This is a genomic window from Haemophilus parainfluenzae (assembly GCF_900450995.1).
GTDB classification, from domain to species: Bacteria; Pseudomonadota; Gammaproteobacteria; order Enterobacterales; family Pasteurellaceae; genus Haemophilus_D; species Haemophilus_D parainfluenzae_O.
In genome coordinates this window covers 1,889,400-1,906,743 of the sequence record NZ_UGHY01000002.1, presented here as the reverse complement: position 1 = coordinate 1,906,743, position 17,344 = coordinate 1,889,400, and the positions used below count along the sequence as shown (strand labels likewise).

Annotated in this window: 17 protein-coding genes and 1 CRISPR repeat array; of the genes, 10 read left to right on the top strand and 7 right to left on the bottom strand. The window is 38.0% G+C overall.

Features of this window, described 5'->3' with window-relative positions; genetic code table 11:
* From DX522_RS09670 to DX522_RS09655, 4 genes are all read left to right on the top strand, one after another.
* Positions 1-948 carry a ribose-phosphate pyrophosphokinase gene (locus DX522_RS09670; RefSeq protein ID WP_115180638.1) on the top strand — a complete coding sequence of 316 codons (948 nt, stop codon included), beginning with the start codon at positions 1-3 and terminating at the stop codon, positions 946-948.
* Positions 949-1,057: 109 nt separating this feature from the next.
* Positions 1,058-1,432 (top strand): transposase, encoded by a 375-nt coding sequence (locus tag DX522_RS09665; RefSeq protein ID WP_115180637.1) that lies wholly within the window; start codon positions 1,058-1,060, stop codon positions 1,430-1,432.
* Positions 1,429-1,731: an IS3 family transposase gene (locus tag DX522_RS09660; RefSeq protein WP_262054175.1), complete on the top strand. Its 303-nt coding sequence runs from the start codon at positions 1,429-1,431 to the stop codon at positions 1,729-1,731. Before DX522_RS09665 ends, DX522_RS09660 begins: the two co-directional genes overlap by 4 nt.
* Positions 1,725-2,234, top strand: a complete 510-nt coding sequence (locus DX522_RS09655) for an IS3 family transposase (RefSeq protein ID WP_262054209.1) — start codon at positions 1,725-1,727, stop codon at positions 2,232-2,234. Before DX522_RS09660 ends, DX522_RS09655 begins: the two co-directional genes overlap by 7 nt.
* A gap of 290 nt (positions 2,235-2,524) precedes the next feature.
* Here DX522_RS09655 and mdh read toward each other — a convergent pair whose 3' ends face one another.
* Entirely contained in the window at positions 2,525-3,460 is a 936-nt protein-coding gene (gene mdh / locus DX522_RS09650) for a malate dehydrogenase (protein WP_049380999.1), read from the bottom strand.
* 186 nt (positions 3,461-3,646) lie between these two features.
* Here mdh and argR point away from each other — a divergent pair, with 186 nt between their 5' ends.
* Together argR and DX522_RS09640 are read left to right on the top strand one after the other, a co-directional pair.
* On the top strand, positions 3,647-4,105 hold the full coding sequence (gene argR / locus DX522_RS09645) for a transcriptional regulator ArgR (protein WP_115180635.1): 459 nt from the start codon (positions 3,647-3,649) through the stop codon (positions 4,103-4,105).
* Positions 4,102-4,986: a TIGR01777 family oxidoreductase gene (locus tag DX522_RS09640; RefSeq protein WP_115180634.1), complete on the top strand. Its 885-nt coding sequence runs from the start codon at positions 4,102-4,104 to the stop codon at positions 4,984-4,986. Before argR ends, DX522_RS09640 begins: the two co-directional genes overlap by 4 nt.
* Positions 4,987-5,025: 39 nt before the next feature.
* Here DX522_RS09640 and folC read toward each other — a convergent pair whose 3' ends face one another.
* From folC to rplY, 4 genes are all read right to left on the bottom strand, one after another.
* Complete coding sequence (gene folC / locus DX522_RS09635) at positions 5,026-6,330, bottom strand: bifunctional tetrahydrofolate synthase/dihydrofolate synthase (protein WP_115180915.1); 1,305 nt, start codon at positions 6,328-6,330, stop codon at positions 5,026-5,028.
* Between the two features lie 4 nt (positions 6,331-6,334).
* Positions 6,335-7,225, bottom strand: coding sequence for an acetyl-CoA carboxylase, carboxyltransferase subunit beta (gene accD, locus DX522_RS09630; protein WP_115180633.1), 891 nt, complete (start codon positions 7,223-7,225; stop codon positions 6,335-6,337).
* A gap of 65 nt (positions 7,226-7,290) precedes the next feature.
* The gene (gene truA / locus DX522_RS09625; RefSeq protein ID WP_115180632.1) at positions 7,291-8,085 is read right to left on the bottom strand and encodes a tRNA pseudouridine(38-40) synthase TruA; all 795 of its coding nucleotides are present in this window, start codon (positions 8,083-8,085) and stop codon (positions 7,291-7,293) included.
* 104 nt (positions 8,086-8,189) lie between these two features.
* On the bottom strand, positions 8,190-8,477 hold the full coding sequence (gene rplY / locus DX522_RS09620) for a 50S ribosomal protein L25 (protein WP_014065570.1): 288 nt from the start codon (positions 8,475-8,477) through the stop codon (positions 8,190-8,192).
* Between the two features lie 226 nt (positions 8,478-8,703).
* On the opposite strand from rplY, the gene DX522_RS09615 reads away from it, so the two are divergent.
* The 4 genes from DX522_RS09615 to cas2 all read left to right on the top strand — a co-directional run bounded on the left by DX522_RS09615 (position 8,704) and on the right by cas2 (position 14,090).
* Positions 8,704-9,309 carry a DedA family protein gene (locus tag DX522_RS09615; protein WP_115180631.1) on the top strand — a complete coding sequence of 202 codons (606 nt, stop codon included), beginning with the start codon at positions 8,704-8,706 and terminating at the stop codon, positions 9,307-9,309.
* Between the two features lie 326 nt (positions 9,310-9,635).
* Positions 9,636-12,800: a type II CRISPR RNA-guided endonuclease Cas9 gene (cas9, locus tag DX522_RS09610; RefSeq protein ID WP_115180630.1), complete on the top strand. Its 3,165-nt coding sequence runs from the start codon at positions 9,636-9,638 to the stop codon at positions 12,798-12,800.
* A gap of 56 nt (positions 12,801-12,856) precedes the next feature.
* Positions 12,857-13,771 carry a type II CRISPR-associated endonuclease Cas1 gene (gene cas1, locus DX522_RS09605; RefSeq protein WP_115180629.1) on the top strand — a complete coding sequence of 305 codons (915 nt, stop codon included), beginning with the start codon at positions 12,857-12,859 and terminating at the stop codon, positions 13,769-13,771.
* Positions 13,764-14,090, top strand: a complete 327-nt coding sequence (gene cas2 / locus DX522_RS09600) for a CRISPR-associated endonuclease Cas2 (RefSeq protein WP_049367422.1) — start codon at positions 13,764-13,766, stop codon at positions 14,088-14,090. The genes cas1 and cas2 overlap by 8 nt, the downstream gene beginning before the upstream one ends.
* Positions 14,091-14,151: 61 nt before the next feature.
* A CRISPR array of direct repeats spans positions 14,152-16,367; the repeat unit is 36 nt; unit sequence ATTATAGCACTGCGAAATGAAAAAGGGAGCTACAAC.
* A gap of 17 nt (positions 16,368-16,384) precedes the next feature.
* Here the strand turns inward: cas2 and DX522_RS09595 are convergent.
* A complete protein-coding gene (locus DX522_RS09595) occupies positions 16,385-16,660 on the bottom strand; it encodes a hypothetical protein (protein ID WP_262054208.1) in 276 nt (91 codons plus the stop codon).
* A gap of 24 nt (positions 16,661-16,684) precedes the next feature.
* On the bottom strand, positions 16,685-17,302 hold the full coding sequence (locus tag DX522_RS09590; RefSeq protein WP_115180628.1) for a riboflavin synthase subunit alpha: 618 nt from the start codon (positions 17,300-17,302) through the stop codon (positions 16,685-16,687).
* Positions 17,303-17,344 lie beyond the last annotated feature (42 nt).

Genomic DNA, 17,344 nt, shown 5'->3' with positions numbered 1-17,344 from the left:
ATGCCAGACATTAAACTCTTTGCTGGAAATGCTACGCCTGAGCTAGCGAAAAAGATTTCTGAACGTCTTTACATTTCATTAGGCGATGCCACAGTTGGACGCTTTAGCGATGGTGAAATCCAAGTGCAAATTAATGAAAATGTGCGTGGTGCAGACGTGTTTATTATTCAATCCACTTGTGCGCCAACGAATGACAACCTGATGGAATTGATTGTAATGGTTGATGCTTTACGTCGTGCATCTGCCGGCCGTATTACTGCCGTTGTTCCTTATTTTGGTTATGCTCGTCAAGATCGTCGTGTGCGTTCTGCTCGTGTTCCAATCACTGCAAAAGTGGTAGCAGATTTACTTTCAACAGTAGGGATTGACCGTGTATTAACTTGTGACTTACACGCAGAGCAAATCCAAGGTTTCTTTGATGTACCAGTTGATAACGTATTCGGTTCACCCGTTTTACTTGATGATATCTTGAAGAAAACCGATCTTGTCAATCCTATCGTTGTTTCTCCTGATATCGGCGGTGTGGTACGTGCTCGCGCGGTAGCGAAATTATTAAACGATACCGAAATGGCAATTATCGACAAACGTCGTCCACGCGCAAACGTATCACAAGTTATGCATATTATCGGGGATGTCGCAGATCGTGATTGTATCCTTGTAGATGATATGATTGATACAGGTGGTACATTATGTAAAGCAGCTGAAGCATTAAAAGAACGCGGTGCAAAACGCGTATTTGCTTACGCAACTCACGCTGTATTCTCTGGTGCAGCCGCACAAAATTTAGCGAGCGATGCGATTGATGAAATCGTGGTGACTGATACTGTTCCACTTTCACCTGAAATGAAAGCGCTTGGTAAAGTACGCGTGCTGACTCTTTCTAGCATGCTTGCTGAAGCAATTCGTCGTATCAGTAATGAAGAATCTATTTCAGCAATGTTTGAATAATTCTTTCGCTTAGCATTCATTTTAAAAGTGCGGTCAGAAAATCCAGTGTTTTTTGACCGCACTTTGATCTGCACCCCAAAACCTGGACACCTAATTTGAGGTGCAGATTATGTCCTACTCGTATCAATTTCGTTTGAAAATTATCAAACTCGTCACCGAACAGGATTATGGTATCCGTGAGGTGGCTAAACTTCATCAAATTTCCCACGCTCTCGTCATTTATTGGCTAAAAGCATTTCGGGAAAGAGGGCTTGATGGCGTAAAATCGCCTTATAAAAACCTTCAAACACCGAAAATAGCGAAGCCAAAGATGAAAAAGAAAGACATTGAAATTCCAGAAACCACAGACTTTTCACCTAAAGCGTTTAAAAAGTTACAACGAGAGCTCGCCTTGGCTCGTGCGGAGATTGCTTACCTAAAGGAGTTGGAGGCACTCGATCGTCAAAAACAACGACAGAAAAAAGAAAAATTATTGAAAGATTGAAGCCGGACCATGCGTTAAATGATTTACTTCATGTGGCTAAAATGCCTCGCTCAAGCTTTTACTATAAAGAGACTAAGCGAAATTATCACGAGGTAAAAGAGGCTATCTTATCGCTGTATAAAAAGAACAGAAAACGAGATGGTTATCGCCCCATGACGTTTAAATTACGCCAAATGGGTTTTAATTTGAATCATAAAACGGTGTTAAAGCTAATGAACGAGTTAGGTATTCATTCCATTTTACGCAAGAAAAGACATGGAAAACGAGGAAAAACATCGCATATTGCCCGAATTTGCTGAATCGTGATTTTACAGTAACGGCACTCAATCAAAAATGGGTAACCGATGTTACCGAGTTTCAGGTTGGGCAAGAGAAGCTCTATTTTTCACCGTTGATGGACTTGGCTAACCGAGAAATTATTGCCTATAACTTTGCGACACGCCCAAAGTTTTCATTGGTAAAAAAGATGTTAGAACAAGGGCTTAGTCGGCTTAAACCGACAGAATGCCCGATTATTCATAGCGACCAAGGTGTATTGTATGGCACGGAGGAATGGGTAAAAATGTTGGAGGGTAAAGCGGTGCAAAGTATGAGTCGCCGAGGAAATTGCTACGATAATGCGGTGATTGAAAGTTTTTTTGCGATACTAAAATCAGAGTGTTTTTACTCTCGGACTTATCATTCAATCACTGAATTACAGGCTGAAATTGAAGAATATTTAGTGTATTACAACCAAAAACGCATTAAACTTGCTTTCAAAGGATTGAGCCCAGTGCAATACCGAGCTCAATATTTAAGTTAACTAACCTGTCCAACTTTTGGGGGCAGATCACTTTTTATGCTGCGACTAAAAATAAGGCAAAAAAAAGTGCCCCACTGGGGCACTACTCGGAAAGCAAAATAGATGTCGGCTATTTAAAAATAGCACTTATTTTTAGTGATTTAAGAATACGGCAAAATCCTTTACATTGCAAATAGCAATGTTCAAATTTGTGAGCTAAATCACGATTTTTCTTCACTTTTTTATGTTTAATCATTTTCGTATAAAAAAAGAGGAGCTGACTACTCCTCTTCTCCAGAAATAGAATTAAATTAGCCGTTAATAAATTTTTCGCCTAATTCAATATCCGCACGCAATGTTGGTAACATTGCTTCTAAAGCTTCTTGTTCAAATTTGCTTAAGGTACCGATTGGTAAAATTTCTTCTACACCTTCTTTACCTAAACGTACAGGTTGAGCAAAGAAACGTGCATATTTACCGTCACCTTCAACATAAGTACATTCAACCACAGTTTCGCCGCTTAAGCCTTTCACTAATGAACGCGCAAAACGTGCTGCCGCTTGAGCCATAGAAAGTGTTGCAGAACCACCACCTGCTTTTGCTTCAACCACTTCAGTACCTGCGTTTTGGATACGTTTAGTTAATGGTGCAATTTCCTCTTCTTTCCACTCAGCATATTGAACTTGTGAAAGTAATGGAAGAATCGTCACACCTGAGTGTCCACCAATAACTGGTACGCTTGTACGAGAAACATTTAAGCCTTTTAATTCAGATACAAATGTTTCAGAACGTAACACGTCTAAAGTGGTGACACCGAATAATTTACGTTTGTCGTAAACACCCGCTTTTTTCAATACTTCTGCAGCAATCGCAACAGTTGTGTTCACAGGGTTGGTGATAATACCTACACAAGCTTTTGGACAAGTTTTTGCAACATGTTCAATTAAGTTACGCACGATACCTGCATTGATATTGAAAAGATCTGAACGATCCATGCCCGGTTTACGAGCTACCCCTGCAGAAATTAAAACGACATCAGCACCTTTAAGTGCAGGTGTTGGATCTTCTCCTGCAAAACCTTCTACTTTAACCGCTGTCGGAATATGACTCACATCTTTAGCCACACCTGGTGTCACTGGTGCAATATCATACAGTGCTAATTCACTTTCAGCGGGTAATTGTAATTTAAGTAATAAGGCTAATGCTTGACCAATACCACCTGCTGCGCCTAATACTGCAATTTTCATAAAATACTCCTCATGTATTAATTAATCCTAACTAGGTAGGATTTTAAGGTTTTCATTAATAAATTACAAACAGAGAAATTCAATTATGCGATCTAGTTCAAACTTTTCAAATGACAGGTTTATTTTAATTGCCTAAAATGAATTTTTATGCAATTCTTATGCAAATTCCCCTATATGAGAATATCTATGTCAGATCAATTAACTAAAGCATTTAAAGAACTGCTCAATCAAGAACGATTTGCTTCTCAAAGTGAAATTGTTGAAGCCTTAAAAAACCAAGGATTTCAAAGCATTAACCAGTCTAAAGTTTCACGCATGCTAAGTAAATTTGGTGCAGTTCGTGCAAGAAATACGAAAATGGAAATGGTGTATTGCTTACCAAGTGAATTAAGCGTCCCCGCCACTAGCAGCCCATTAAAAAATCTGGTTTTGGATATTGATCACAATGATTTCGCTATCGTCATTAAAACCTCTCCCGGTGCGGCACAGTTAATTGCCCGATTATTGGACTCCATTGGTAAACCTGAAGGAATTTTGGGTACGATTGCGGGAGATGACACCATTTTTGTAACACCAACAAAAGACATAACAATCAAATCACTTCTAGAGCAAATTCAAATGCTTTTTGAAAGTAATCTATCATGAATATCTTAGTGACCGGCGGAACGGGATTTGTTGGAAAACCCTTAGTTGAAGCGCTACTTTCACGTGGCGATACCGTGACAGTATTAACTCGCTCTATTGAAAAAGCCCAAGCTGTTTTTTCTGAAAAAACACCTCAACTTTTGACCGCACTTTTAACACTCAAAGACTTGAATACCTTTGATGCTGTTATTAATCTTGCCGGTGAGCCAATCTTCGATAAAAAATGGACGATTCAACAAAAAGAAAAACTACGTCATAGCCGCATTGATTTAACACAGCAGCTTGTTCAACTCATTAACCAAAGTGAATATCCCCCAGCTCTGATTTCAGGTTCTGCAACCGGAATTTATGGAAACTGCGGTGACGAGCAGATCACTGAAAATACAAATCCAAGTACTCAATTTACCGCACAGCTTTGTATTGATTGGGAAAATGCAGCAAAGCAAGCCAACACAAGAGTCTGTTTAGTGAGAACCGGATTAGTACTTTCTCCAAAAGGTGGGGCTTTTGCTAAAATTCTACCGCTCTATCGCTTCGGATTAGGCGGAAAATTAGGGAATGGTGAGCAATATTGGAGTTGGATAGCATTAGAGGATATGATAAAAGGCCTGCTCTTTTTACTTGATCATAACGCTTGCGAAGGGGCATTTAATTTTACTGCATCACATCCCGTTAAAAACGGGACATTCAACCAACTATTAGGTAAAGCATTACATCGACCTTGTTTTGCTCAAGTACCTCAATTTTTATTAACTACTATTCTAGGTGAGCGTGCTTGCATTCTTTTAGATAGCCAAAATGCCTATCCAAAACATTTGTTAGATTGCGGATTTACATTCCAATACTCAGAATTGAGTAATTACTTTCACAAAATACTTTAAAAACAAAAGGCTGGTCAAAACCAGCCTTTATTATATTCATTAAGCTAAATATTCTAAAAATTCCCCTACGGTGTGGAAAGATCCAAATACCAGCACAATGTCATTTTTATCTGCATTTTTAACCGCACTTTGAACCCCTTCAATGACAGAGTCTTCAGAAACACTTTTTGCTGATGGACAAACTGTTGTTAATTTTGCATTTAAGTCATCACCCGATTGACCACGGTAACCGCCTAATGTTACACAGTGCCATTGGTCAATAACGGAAGTAAGTTGGGTAAACACCGACTCGGCATCTTTATCTTTTAACATACCACAAACGGCAATAATGCGACCTGAAATTTGTGTTTTAAGTGCGGTCAATTTTTCAGCTAAATATTTTGCCGCATGAGGATTATGCCCAACATCAATGATCACTTTTGGCAACTGTGAATAGGATACATTCGAGCGTTTTGCCAATTTTTCTAATTGATTACCTTTCAATTGTTGGAAACGACCCACCAATTCCACTTCAATTAATGAACGTTTAATGGTATCGACAGAAATATCAAAAGGCATCTGTTCAACAACAGCCAAAGCAGTTGCGGCATTAGCTAATGGAATTCGGCAAAACGGCAGATTTTCTAACCGCACTTTATTACTCAGCCACATCCAAGTTTGTTCATTAGCTTTAAACGACCAAGTGACATCTCGGCGTGAAACATGGCAATGTAATTTCTCCGCTTGTTCTAACATAGGTTGCGGAACATTTGGCTCGCCAATTACAACCGGTTTATTCGCACGGAAAATCCCCGCTTTTTCAAAGCTAATTTCTTCGCGAGTTGAACCAAGAAAATCCGTATGATCAATATCAATACTGGTGATAACTGCCAGATCATTATCCACAATATTGATTGCATCTAAGCGTCCACCAAGCCCTACTTCTAAAATGACGACATCAAGCTTCGCTTGTTTGAATAAATGCAACGCTGATAAAGTGCTAAATTCAAAATAAGTGAGGGACTGCGTTTTATGTTTTTCAATAAAATCAAAAGAAGCGGTATGCATTTCATCCGGCAAGTCTTGATTTTGAATACGAACACGTTCGTTATAACGCAATAAATGAGGTGAAGAATACACACCCACACGCAAACCGTGATTTAACAAAATAGTTTCAAGCAAACGACAAGTCGTGCCTTTACCATTTGTTCCCCCTACCGTGATCACATAGGGGGCGGGATTCAAAAGATCCAATTCTTCTGCCACGTATTTAATACGATCCAGCCCTAAATCAATAGCTTTAAAATGACTGTTTTCCAAATAAGAAAGCCACTCAGCGAGTGGCGAAGTGGCTTTTAAATTCATTGTATTACTCATGTTCAACAACTTCTACTTCAACAAAAGGTGAAGGTTGATTGGTAAGTTTGCTTAAAAGGTTTCCAAGGGTTGAACGCATTTCTGAACGTTTCACGATCATATCAATCGCCCCTTTCTCGAGTAAGAATTCACTACGTTGGAAGCCTTCTGGTAATTTTTCACGCACAGTTTGTTCGATAACACGTGGTCCTGCAAAACCAATTAATGCTTTTGGTTCAGCGATGTTCACATCACCTAACATCGCAAAACTTGCAGATACACCACCTAATGTCGGATCCGTTAATACGGAAATAAACGGCACACCTTTTTCACGCATTTTTGCTAAGACAGCACTAGTTTTTGCCATTTGCATTAAGGAGAAAAGCGCTTCTTGCATACGTGCACCACCACTTGCAGAGAAACATACAAATGGACAGTTTAATTCAATTGCTTTTTCTGCCGCTTTTACGAATTTTGAGCCCACAACAGAGCCCATTGAACCGCCCATGAAATTGAAGTTAGATGCGGCAACGACTACAGGCATGTTGTAAAGTGTACCAGTCATTGTGATTAACGCATCTTTTTCACCGGTTTCTTTTTGTGCAGCAGTAATACGATCTTTATATTTTTTTAAATCTTTAAATTTAAGAATATCTTTTGGTTCTAAATCAGCCGATAATTCTTGGCTTGAACCCTCATCTAATAAGGCTAAAAGGCGCTCACGAGCATCAATGCGCATATGATGGCCGCATTTTGGACAAACATATAAATTACGTTTTACTTCTTCACCGTAAAGAACTTGTTCACAAGAGGTACATTTTGTCCAAACCCCTTCTGGTACGTTGGCTTTACGTGATGCAGAGGAAGAGGTTCCTTTGCTAAAAATTCTATCAATCCAGCTCATTTTTTACCTTTTTTATTAACTAGAAAAGTTTGCATATTTAATCATAATTTAGCGAAATTTGCTAGTCAGATGAGATTATCTTCTAAAAACAATGGCCCTAAATTTTTCTGTGGAATCGCAAATTTTTCAGGGTAAATGACATTCACTAAATATAAGCCTTCGGGTTTCGCTGTTGGAGCAGCTAATTTACGATCTTTTTGCTCTAACAACCATTTCATCCACTCAACAGGTTGATTACCGGCACCGACTTCAATCAAGCTTCCCACAATGTTGCGTACCATATGATGCACAAAAGCATTGGCTTGAATATCCACAATAATGTACTGCCCTTTTCGCACCACATTTAAATGATGCACATTTCGCCAAGGGGTATTTGATTGACACTGTGCCGCACGGAAAGAAGAAAAATCATTTTCTCCCAATAAAAACTGCCCCGCTTGGTACATTTTCTTTTCGTCCAAATCTAAATGGCAATGGGTAATTCCTTCCGGCAAAATGGCTGAACGCAATTTATTACAATATAAAATATAACGATAGCGACGCGCGGTTGCCGAAAAACGAGCATGAAATTCATCATCCACCACTTTTGCCCAACTCACTGAAATATCATCAGGTAAATTCGCATTGGTACCAAATGCCCAAGCTTTTTCAGGACGAACTGCTGTGGTTTCAAAATGTACGACTTGCCCTGTACCATGCACACCAGAGTCTGTTCTGCCCGCACAAAACACTTCAATTTTTTCATTTGCCACAAAAGATAACGCTTTTTCTAATTCTTCTTGTACGCTACGCACTTTCTCTTGTCGCTGCCAGCCACAATACTGTTTTCCGTTATATTCAATGCCTAAGGCTATCTTCATTGGAAAATACTCCTAAAACGATTTCAAATTTGACCGCACTTTGCCCGAAAAGAAAAAAACACCAATAACTCATCATTATTGGTGTTCTTATCACAAGCTAAAAATTAAGCACGTTTGAAGTCAATGTGAACCAATTTTGGTTTGAATGGGTGACGTTGCATTGCTTGAACTTTCACTGCAACTTCTTTACCTTCAACCACTAAAGTGATTACATCGCTATAGAAAGAATCGTGAACTTGTGCGTTGTTTAATTCATCGTGATTTAAGATGATTGAAACAGGTGCTTCGCTGCCACCATAAATGATTGCAGGGATTTGACCGTTGTGACGCAGGCGGCGGCTCGCACCCTTACCTTGCGCTTGACGAACTTCAGCGTTAAATTTAAATGCCATTTTAATGTTCTCTTGATTAAAAGTTTAAAATAAAAAATTGCAGGCGACCCAGCAATTTTCCTAAATTTGCTCAAAGACAAACTTTGAGAGCGACGGATTATAAAATATTCAGCCCCACAATGCAAATTTACACAGCAATTTTTTTCTAGGCTTTTCAAGGCAAAGCGATTAAAATAAGCCCCAATTTTTAATTAATTTTAACTAACTGATTGTAAGTGGGTTTCAAATGGAATTTCTTATCAGCTTTTTTACCGATTACGGTTATTGGGCGGTGCTATTTGTTCTGATTATTTGTGGCTTTGGTGTACCTATTCCAGAAGATATCACGCTTGTCTCCGGCGGTGTAATCGCTGGCCTCTATCCTGAAAGCGTCAATTCCCACTTAATGTTAGTCGTGAGTATGATTGGTGTACTTGCTGGTGACTCAACCATGTACTGGCTTGGTCGCATTTACGGCACCCGAATTTTACGTTTCCGACCAATGCGTAAAATTGTAACATTAGAACGCCTCAAAATGGTGCGTGAAAAATTTGCCCAATACGGCAACCGTGTTTTATTTGTAGCTCGTTTCCTTCCAGGATTACGCGCACCAATTTATATGGTTTCAGGCATCACCCGCCGTGTCAGCTACACTCGCTTTGTATTAATTGATTTCTGCGCCGCGATTATTTCCGTGCCAATTTGGGTTTACCTTGGTGAATTTGGTGCGAAAAACTTAGATTGGTTACACGAACAAATTAAAAAAGGCCAACTCGTGATTTATATCCTTGTTGGCGCATTAGCGATTTTCTTATTCTGGAAATGGAAAAAAGCGAAGAAACAGGCTAAATAATTTCTTATAAAGTGCGGTCAAAACTTTATAAATTTTCGTCAATAAAAAAACGCTTAATAATTTTATTAAGCGTTTTTTTGTTTTTGTTAACCTACTCTCACATCTTTAGTTTCTAAATAAGCAAAAAAAGATGTCCCTTGAAACTTACATTTCAAGGGACAGAGCTTTGCGAGAAATTTTTTCTCTTATTGTAACAACGTTTTTCATTTCGCAGTGCCATTACAACGAGGTGAATTCTAGCTATTTATTTTTTTATCGTCAATATATTTTTTATACAAAAATCTGTTAAAATTTAAACAAAAAACTAATAAAAAGGAACAAACCTTATGGAAAATAAAAACTTACATTATATCCTTGGTCTTGACCTTGGTATCGCCTCTGTTGGCTGGGCTGTAGTTGAAATTGACGAAAAAGAGAATCCTCTGCGTTTAATTGATGTTGGTGTTCGTACTTTCGAACGAGCAGAAATGCCCAAAACAGGTGAAAGTCTCGCGCTTTCTCGCCGCTTAGCCCGCTCCGCTCGTCGATTAACTCAACGTCGCGTTGCTCGCCTGAAAAAAGCAAAACGACTTCTAAAATCAGAAAATATCCTATTATCCACTGATGAACATCTTCCTCATCAACTTTGGCAGCTACGTGTCGAAGGTCTAGATCGAAAACTAGAACGCCAAGAATGGGCTGCTGTGTTATTACATTTAATTAAGCACCGTGGTTATTTATCTCAGCGTAAAAATGAAAGTAAAAGCGAAAATAAAGAGCTAGGCGCGTTATTAAGCGGTGTAGCCAGTAACCATGAATTACTGCAACAAGCTACATATCGTACGCCTGCAGAACTTGCTGTAAAAAAATTTGAGAGCGAAGAAGGCCATATCCGTAACCAGCAAGGCGCCTATACTCACACATTTAGCCGACTAGACTTACTCGCCGAAATGGAACTTCTCTTCTCGCGTCAACAACACTTTGGTAATCCATTCGCTTCAGAAAAATTATTAGAAAATTTAACCGCACTTTTAATGTGGCAAAAACCTGCCTTATCTGGTGAAGCCATTTTAAAAATGCTCGGTAAATGTACTTTTGAAGATGAATATAAGGCAGCTAAAAATACCTATACTGCTGAACGTTTTGTTTGGATAACGAAATTAAATAATTTACGTATTCAAGAAAATGGCTTAGAGCGTGCCTTAAGTGATAATGAACGTTTAATGTTAATCGAACAACCTTATGAAAAAGCTAAATTAACTTATGCACAAGTACGTTCAATATTAAATTTATCTGATGATGCAATCTTTAAAGGCGTCCGTTATTCCGGTGAAGATAAAAAAGCCATTGAAACCAAAACAACTCTGATGGAAATGAAAGCCTATCACCAAATTCGCAAGGTATTAGAAGGTAATAACCTAAAAGCTGAATGGGCAGAATTAAAGGCAAATCCAACATTATTAGATGAAATTGGTACGGCATTTTCATTATATAAAACTGATGAAGATATCAGCGCTTACTTAGCGGGCAAACTCTCTCAACCTGTATTAAATGCCTTATTGGAAAATCTTAGTTTTGATAAATTTATCCAATTATCTCTTAAAGCTTTATATAAACTTCTACCATTAATGCAACAAGGACTACGCTATGACGAGGCTTGTCGTGAAATTTATGGCGATCATTATGGTAAAAAAACAGAAGAAAGCTATCACTTCTTACCACAGATTCCAGCTGATGAAATCCGTAATCCTGTGGTTTTAAGAACACTCACGCAGGCTCGAAAAGTGATTAATGGTGTAGTGAGATTATATGGTTCGCCCGCTCGTATTCATATTGAAACAGGACGAGAAGTTGGCAAATCTTACAAAGATCGTCGTGAACTAGAAAAACGTCAGGAAGAAAATCGTAAACAGCGAGAAAACGCAATCAATGAGTTTAAAGAGTACTTCCCTCATTTTGCTGGTGAACCTAAAGCCAAAGACATTTTAAAAATGCGACTTTATAAACAACAAAATGCAAAATGTTTATATTCCGGCAAACCTATCGAATTACACCGTTTATTAGAAAAAGGCTATGTAGAAGTCGATCACGCCCTACCGTTTTCCCGCACTTGGGATGATAGCTTCAACAATAAAGTACTAGTGATTGCTAATGAAAATCAAAACAAAGGCAATTTAACCCCTTTTGAATGGCTTGATGGTAAACATGACAGCGAACGCTGGAGAGCTTTCAAAGCATTAGTTGAAACGAGCGCATTCCCTTATGCAAAAAAACAACGCATCCTAAGCCAAAAACTTGATGAAAAAGGCTTTATCGAGCGTAACTTAAATGATACGCGCTACGTTGCTCGTTTCTTATGTAACTTTATTGCAGATAATATGCACTTAACAGGTGAAGGAAAACGCAAAGTATTTGCTTCCAACGGGCAAATTACTGCTTTACTTCGTGGCCGTTGGGGATTAGCAAAATCACGTGAAGACAATGACCGCCATCACGCTTTAGATGCCGTTGTGGTCGCTTGCTCAACCGTCGCTATGCAGAAAAAAATCACACGTTTTGTTCGTTTTGAAGCAGGTGATGTATTCACTGGTGAACGAATAGATCGTGAAACTGGTGAAATTATTCCATTACACTTCCCTGCACCATGGCAATTTTTCAAACAAGAAGTTGAAATCCGAATTTTTAGTGATAATCCTAAACTGGAGCTAGAAAATAGATTGCCTGATCGTCCACAAGCAAATCATGAATTTGTCCAACCTCTATTTGTATCTCGAATGCCAACACGCAAAATGACCGGTCAAGGACACATGGAAACCGTGAAATCCGCGAAACGTCTCAATGAAGGGATAAGCGTGATTAAAATTCCACTCACTAAATTAAAATTAAAAGATTTAGAATTGATGGTAAATCGTGAACGTGAAAAAGATCTTTATGATGCTTTAAAAGCTCGTCTAGAGGCGTTTAATGATGATCCTGCTAAAGCGTTTTCGGAACCTTTTATGAAAAAAGGTGGGGCTATTGTTAAATCAGTACGAGTAGAGCAAGTACAAAAATCTGGCGTATTAGTCCGTGAGGGTAATGGTGTCGCGGATAATGCCTCTATGGTGAGAGTGGATGTCTTCACTAAAAATGGAAAATATTTCCTTGTACCAATTTATACCTGGCAAGTAGCTAAAGGTATTTTGCCTAATAAAGCTGCGACACAATATAAAGATGAGGAAGATTGGGAAGTGATGGATAACTCTGCAACTTTCAAATTTTCATTACACCCAAATGACTTAGTGAAATTAGTCACTAAAAAGAAAACCATTTGGGGTTACTTTAATGGGCTTGACCGAGCAACAGGTAATATTGTTATTAAGGAACATGATCTAGAAAAATCTAAAGCAAAAGGCGGTATTCATCAAAGTGTTGGAATAAAACTAGCTCTTTCCTTTGAAAAATATCAAATAGATGAACTTGGGAAAAATATTCGTTTATGTAAACCAAGTAAACGCCAAGCTATTCGTTAATCTCAACTTAATCCTCATACGTATTACGTATGGGGATTTTTTTGTAAGGATATATTATGACATGGAGAAGTCTTCTTATTAGTAAAGGGGGAAAACTCTCTTTGCATCAGCAACAAATGCTGATTCAACAAGAAGGAAACGAATTTACCGTTCCTTTAGAAGATATTGCTATTGTAGTTGTGGAAAGCCGAGAAACGGTGATTACCCTTCCTTTACTCTCGGCATTCGGTTTATACGGAATCACTTTATTAAGTTGCGATGAACAATTTTTACCTTGTGGTCAATGGCTCCCTTTTAATCAATATTATCGACAATTAAAAACCCTTAAATTACAACTTGAAACGAGCTTGCCACTGAAAAAACAACTTTGGCAACGCATTGTGCAACAAAAAATTCGTAATCAAGCAAAAGTCTTATCACTCTGTCAGCTTCGAGAAAAATCAGAACGGTTACTCCGGCTCGCTAATTTAGTGAAATCAGGCGATAAAGATAATCTTGAAGCACAAAGTGCGGTCATTTATTTCTCTGGATTATTCGGCACTCATTTCAGACGAAAAGAAGACAATGCCATTAATATACATCTGAACTATGCTTATACCGTTGTGCGTTCAGCTGTGGCAAGAAGCCTTGTACTTTATGGTTGGCTACCACAATTAGGTTTATTTCATCATAGTGAACTGAATGCCTTTAATTTAGCGGATGATTTTATTGAGCCTTTTCGCCCTCTTGTTGATTTGCTGGTATGGAACTTACTCGAAAAAGAATTACTCTCCCAAAATCTTAGTCCTCTATCAAAACAGCAATTAATCAAAATCTTGCATCATCAACTATTCTTTAACCAAGAAAAAGTGAGTGTTTTAACTGCCATAGATAAAAGTGTTGCCTCTTTACAAATTGCACTTACTCAAAAAAATGCAGCATTATTGCAGTTACCCGAGATTGATACATTGCAGGAATATCAATATGAGTGAGGAAGTATTTATGCGTATGATCGTTCTATTCGATTTACCGGTCACCACTAAAGCAAAAATGCGGGCGGCAAACCAATTCCGTCAATTTTTACTTAAAGATGGTTATCAAATGTTGCAACTGTCTATTTATACTCGAATTATTAAAGGGAGAGACGCGTTAGAAAAACATCATAAAAGACTCGTCGCACACTTACCTGAAGAGGGCTCAATTCGATGTTTATCTATTACAGAAAAACAATTTGCGAGTATGGAAATTTTAGTGGGAGAGAAAAAACTGCAAGAAAAAAAGGTTAATTCAAATCAATTATTGCTTTTTTAGCCGTTTTTTAGGCAAAACAAAAGCCCCTAAACCTTGCGGCATGGGGCTTTTTGCTGTCCCTATTATAGCACTGCGAAATGAAAAAGGGAGCTACAACCGGTCGCTGTTGATAATGCAAGTTTTAAAGATTATAGCACTGCGAAATGAAAAAGGGAGCTACAACTTTATTTGTTATCTATTAAATTAGTGAGGCATTATAGCACTGCGAAATGAAAAAGGGAGCTACAACTACTAATGTGTTTGAAGAAATGGCTTCTGAATTATAGCACTGCGAAATGAAAAAGGGAGCTACAACCTTCTGGGTTAGTGAAAATTATTAATGAAAATTATAGCACTGCGAAATGAAAAAGGGAGCTACAACCACAAAGTCTTCAGTACGAATAACCACACCATTATAGCACTGCGAAATGAAAAAGGGAGCTACAACAAAAAATCAGGTAGTCTCATTATTGGATTAATTATAGCACTGCGAAATGAAAAAGGGAGCTACAACCATAAGGTGAACCGTCAGGATTTTGTTGGGATTATAGCACTGCGAAATGAAAAAGGGAGCTACAACAGCGATACTCCCCATCCATAAAAGGCGTGTATTATAGCACTGCAAAATGAAAAAGGGAGCTACAACGGTTTAACTTTACTTGCTTTAGTTTTTATAATTATAGCACTGCGAAATGAAAAAGGGAGCTACAACTTTAAAATCTTTGGATTAATATAGAAATGGATTATAGCACTGCGAAATGAAAAAGGGAGCTACAACTTCAAACCCCTACAACAGCAACGCAGACGAATTATAGCACTGCGAAATGAAAAAGGGAGCTACAACCAAAAGCTAACTAATAGCTAGGATCTAACAATTATAGCACTGCGAAATGAAAAAGGGAGCTACAACAATTAGTAACGCATTAAGTCGTGAGACGGTATTATAGCACTGCGAAATGAAAAAGGGAGCTACAACCGTAAAATACTAATCCTACGAAAATCCACGATTATAGCACTGCGAAATGAAAAAGGGAGCTACAACTTATGTAGATCGCAACCATATTGACCCACTGATTATAGCACTGCGAAATGAAAAAGGGAGCTACAACTTTCAAAAAACTTTAAGGGGGTGAATCATGATTATAGCACTGCGAAATGAAAAAGGGAGCTACAACTCCAACTCCACACTATGAAGTTTTGAAGAAATTATAGCACTGCGAAATGAAAAAGGGAGCTACAACTTTCACAAACGGTCATTCACCCCGTCAGCGATTATAGCACTGCGAAATGAAAAAGGGAGCTACAACAGTTAAAACTAGCTCTTTTTTATTAAATTTATTATAGCACTGCGAAATGAAAAAGGGAGCTACAACGGCCTTTCTTAACAAATTAAAAAAGACAAAATTATAGCACTGCGAAATGAAAAAGGGAGCTACAACTAATGCCACCAAGATAACCCACGCTGAATTATTATAGCACTGCGAAATGAAAAAGGGAGCTACAACTTGCGTATCTTGCGAAACGCGAAGTGAGGCATTATAGCACTGCGAAATGAAAAAGGGAGCTACAACACAAACGGGAAGCTAAACGGGATCAGGATAATTATAGCACTGCGAAATGAAAAAGGGAGCTACAACATATGGAAAAAGTATATTTTTCAAAAGTCGATTATAGCACTGCGAAATGAAAAAGGGAGCTACAACCCGAACGGGAAGCTAAACGGGATCAGGATAATTATAGCACTGCGAAATGAAAAAGGGAGCTACAACTTTACGACACTCCGAAAACAACAAAAAATCATTATAGCACTGCGAAATGAAAAAGGGAGCTACAACTTTGAGCGCCTGTCTTTCCACCGCTCTATAATTATAGCACTGCGAAATGAAAAAGGGAGCTACAACGATCGTGGTGTTTTTAGCGATACGATAAAAATTATAGCACTGCGAAATGAAAAAGGGAGCTACAACATTAGCTAGTTTTCCCACGTAGATAAGCCGATTATAGCACTGCGAAATGAAAAAGGGAGCTACAACTTTATCTTATGAGCAGGATAAAGAACGTATGATTATAGCACTGCGAAATGAAAAAGGGAGCTACAACCAAGACTTGATGAATTATTAGCTTTTGTTCATTATAGCACTGCGAAATGAAAAAGGGAGCTACAACAAAATCCACATAGTTAATAAAAACAACATTATTATAGCACTGCGAAATGAAAAAGGGAGCTACAACAACGCGATTGCACAAGATGGCAAAAAATTAATTATAGCACTGCGAAATAAAAAAGGGTGTTATTACAATACAGTATAAATTTATTATTTAATAATAATGTATTTAACTTCATTCTCTTCTTGCTTTTTTTTCTGATGCTCTCTCTCCCATTTTTTATATAAAAAATAGATTAATATCCTAAATAAGACAAGAAATACGAGGTAAGTAAATGCAATACCTAAAAGTACATTCCATATTACACCATGAATAACGCCAATCAGCACTAAAATAATTGAAAGCGGAAATATAAAAAACACATTAAACATGACAATAAACTCTCTGCCTAAAAAGCGAATAAGAGCAATTTCATCTTTAAACATATTTCCTCCTTATAGTAATCTTAATTAACTATATCCTCTTGCTTTTAAATAATTCTCCACCGTATCTACAATCGCTTGTGTTTGCGGATCAATTTCGATATTCACTAAATCACCGATTTGACGTTTGCCGATCAGGGTTCGATGTAGGGTTTCTGGAATTAAATTTACACAGAATTCATCATTCTTCACTTCACCGATGGTAAGGCTTATGCCGTCAATCGCGATAAATCCTTTGGTAAGAATATATTTCATCACGTCTTTAGTAGGTAATTTAAACCAAACCTGACGATTGTTTTCGCTTTCAATAATTTGTGAAACGCTTGCGGTACAATAAACGTGACCAGATAAAATATGCCCACCAATTTCTGCGCCCATTTGCATTGCACGTTCGATATTCACAAAATCCCCGGCTTTTAAGTTACCGAGATTGGTGATGCGCAAGGTTTCCTGCATTAAGTCAAAGCTCACTAGATCATCGTAAATTTCAGTTACTGTTAAACACACGCCATTATTTGCCACTGATGCACCGATTTCTAAGCCTTTTCGCATTTCAGCTGGTAATTTTACGATCTGTGTTCTAAAATTATCGCTGTCTTTAATTGCATGAATTTGGGCGATGCCCTGTACAATACCTGTAAACATTATTATTCCTTCATTAAAAATTTTTCCAATATTATAGCAAAA

Bases quoted from the DNA above. Each gene is read 5' to 3' on its own strand.
- argR (WP_115180635.1), top strand. From the start codon at position 3,647: ATGTCAGATCAATTAACTAAAGCATTTAAAGAACTGCTCAATCAAGAA.
- DX522_RS09595 (WP_262054208.1), bottom strand. From the start codon at position 16,660: ATGTTTAAAGATGAAATTGCTCTTATTCGCTTTTTAGGCAGAGAGTTT.
- accD (WP_115180633.1), bottom strand. From the start codon at position 7,225: ATGAGCTGGATTGATAGAATTTTTAGCAAAGGAACCTCTTCCTCTGCA.
- DX522_RS09615 (WP_115180631.1), top strand. From the start codon at position 8,704: ATGGAATTTCTTATCAGCTTTTTTACCGATTACGGTTATTGGGCGGTG.
- DX522_RS09590 (WP_115180628.1), bottom strand. From the start codon at position 17,302: ATGTTTACAGGTATTGTACAGGGCATCGCCCAAATTCATGCAATTAAA.
- folC (WP_115180915.1), bottom strand. From the start codon at position 6,330: ATGAATTTAAAAGCCACTTCGCCACTCGCTGAGTGGCTTTCTTATTTG.
- DX522_RS09640 (WP_115180634.1), top strand. From the start codon at position 4,102: ATGAATATCTTAGTGACCGGCGGAACGGGATTTGTTGGAAAACCCTTA.
- DX522_RS09665 (WP_115180637.1), top strand. From the start codon at position 1,058: ATGTCCTACTCGTATCAATTTCGTTTGAAAATTATCAAACTCGTCACC.
- mdh (WP_049380999.1), bottom strand. From the start codon at position 3,460: ATGAAAATTGCAGTATTAGGCGCAGCAGGTGGTATTGGTCAAGCATTA.
- cas1 (WP_115180629.1), top strand. From the start codon at position 12,857: ATGACATGGAGAAGTCTTCTTATTAGTAAAGGGGGAAAACTCTCTTTG.
- cas2 (WP_049367422.1), top strand. From the start codon at position 13,764: ATGAGTGAGGAAGTATTTATGCGTATGATCGTTCTATTCGATTTACCG.
- DX522_RS09670 (WP_115180638.1), top strand. From the start codon at position 1: ATGCCAGACATTAAACTCTTTGCTGGAAATGCTACGCCTGAGCTAGCG.
- cas9 (WP_115180630.1), top strand. From the start codon at position 9,636: ATGGAAAATAAAAACTTACATTATATCCTTGGTCTTGACCTTGGTATC.
- truA (WP_115180632.1), bottom strand. From the start codon at position 8,085: ATGAAGATAGCCTTAGGCATTGAATATAACGGAAAACAGTATTGTGGC.
- rplY (WP_014065570.1), bottom strand. From the start codon at position 8,477: ATGGCATTTAAATTTAACGCTGAAGTTCGTCAAGCGCAAGGTAAGGGT.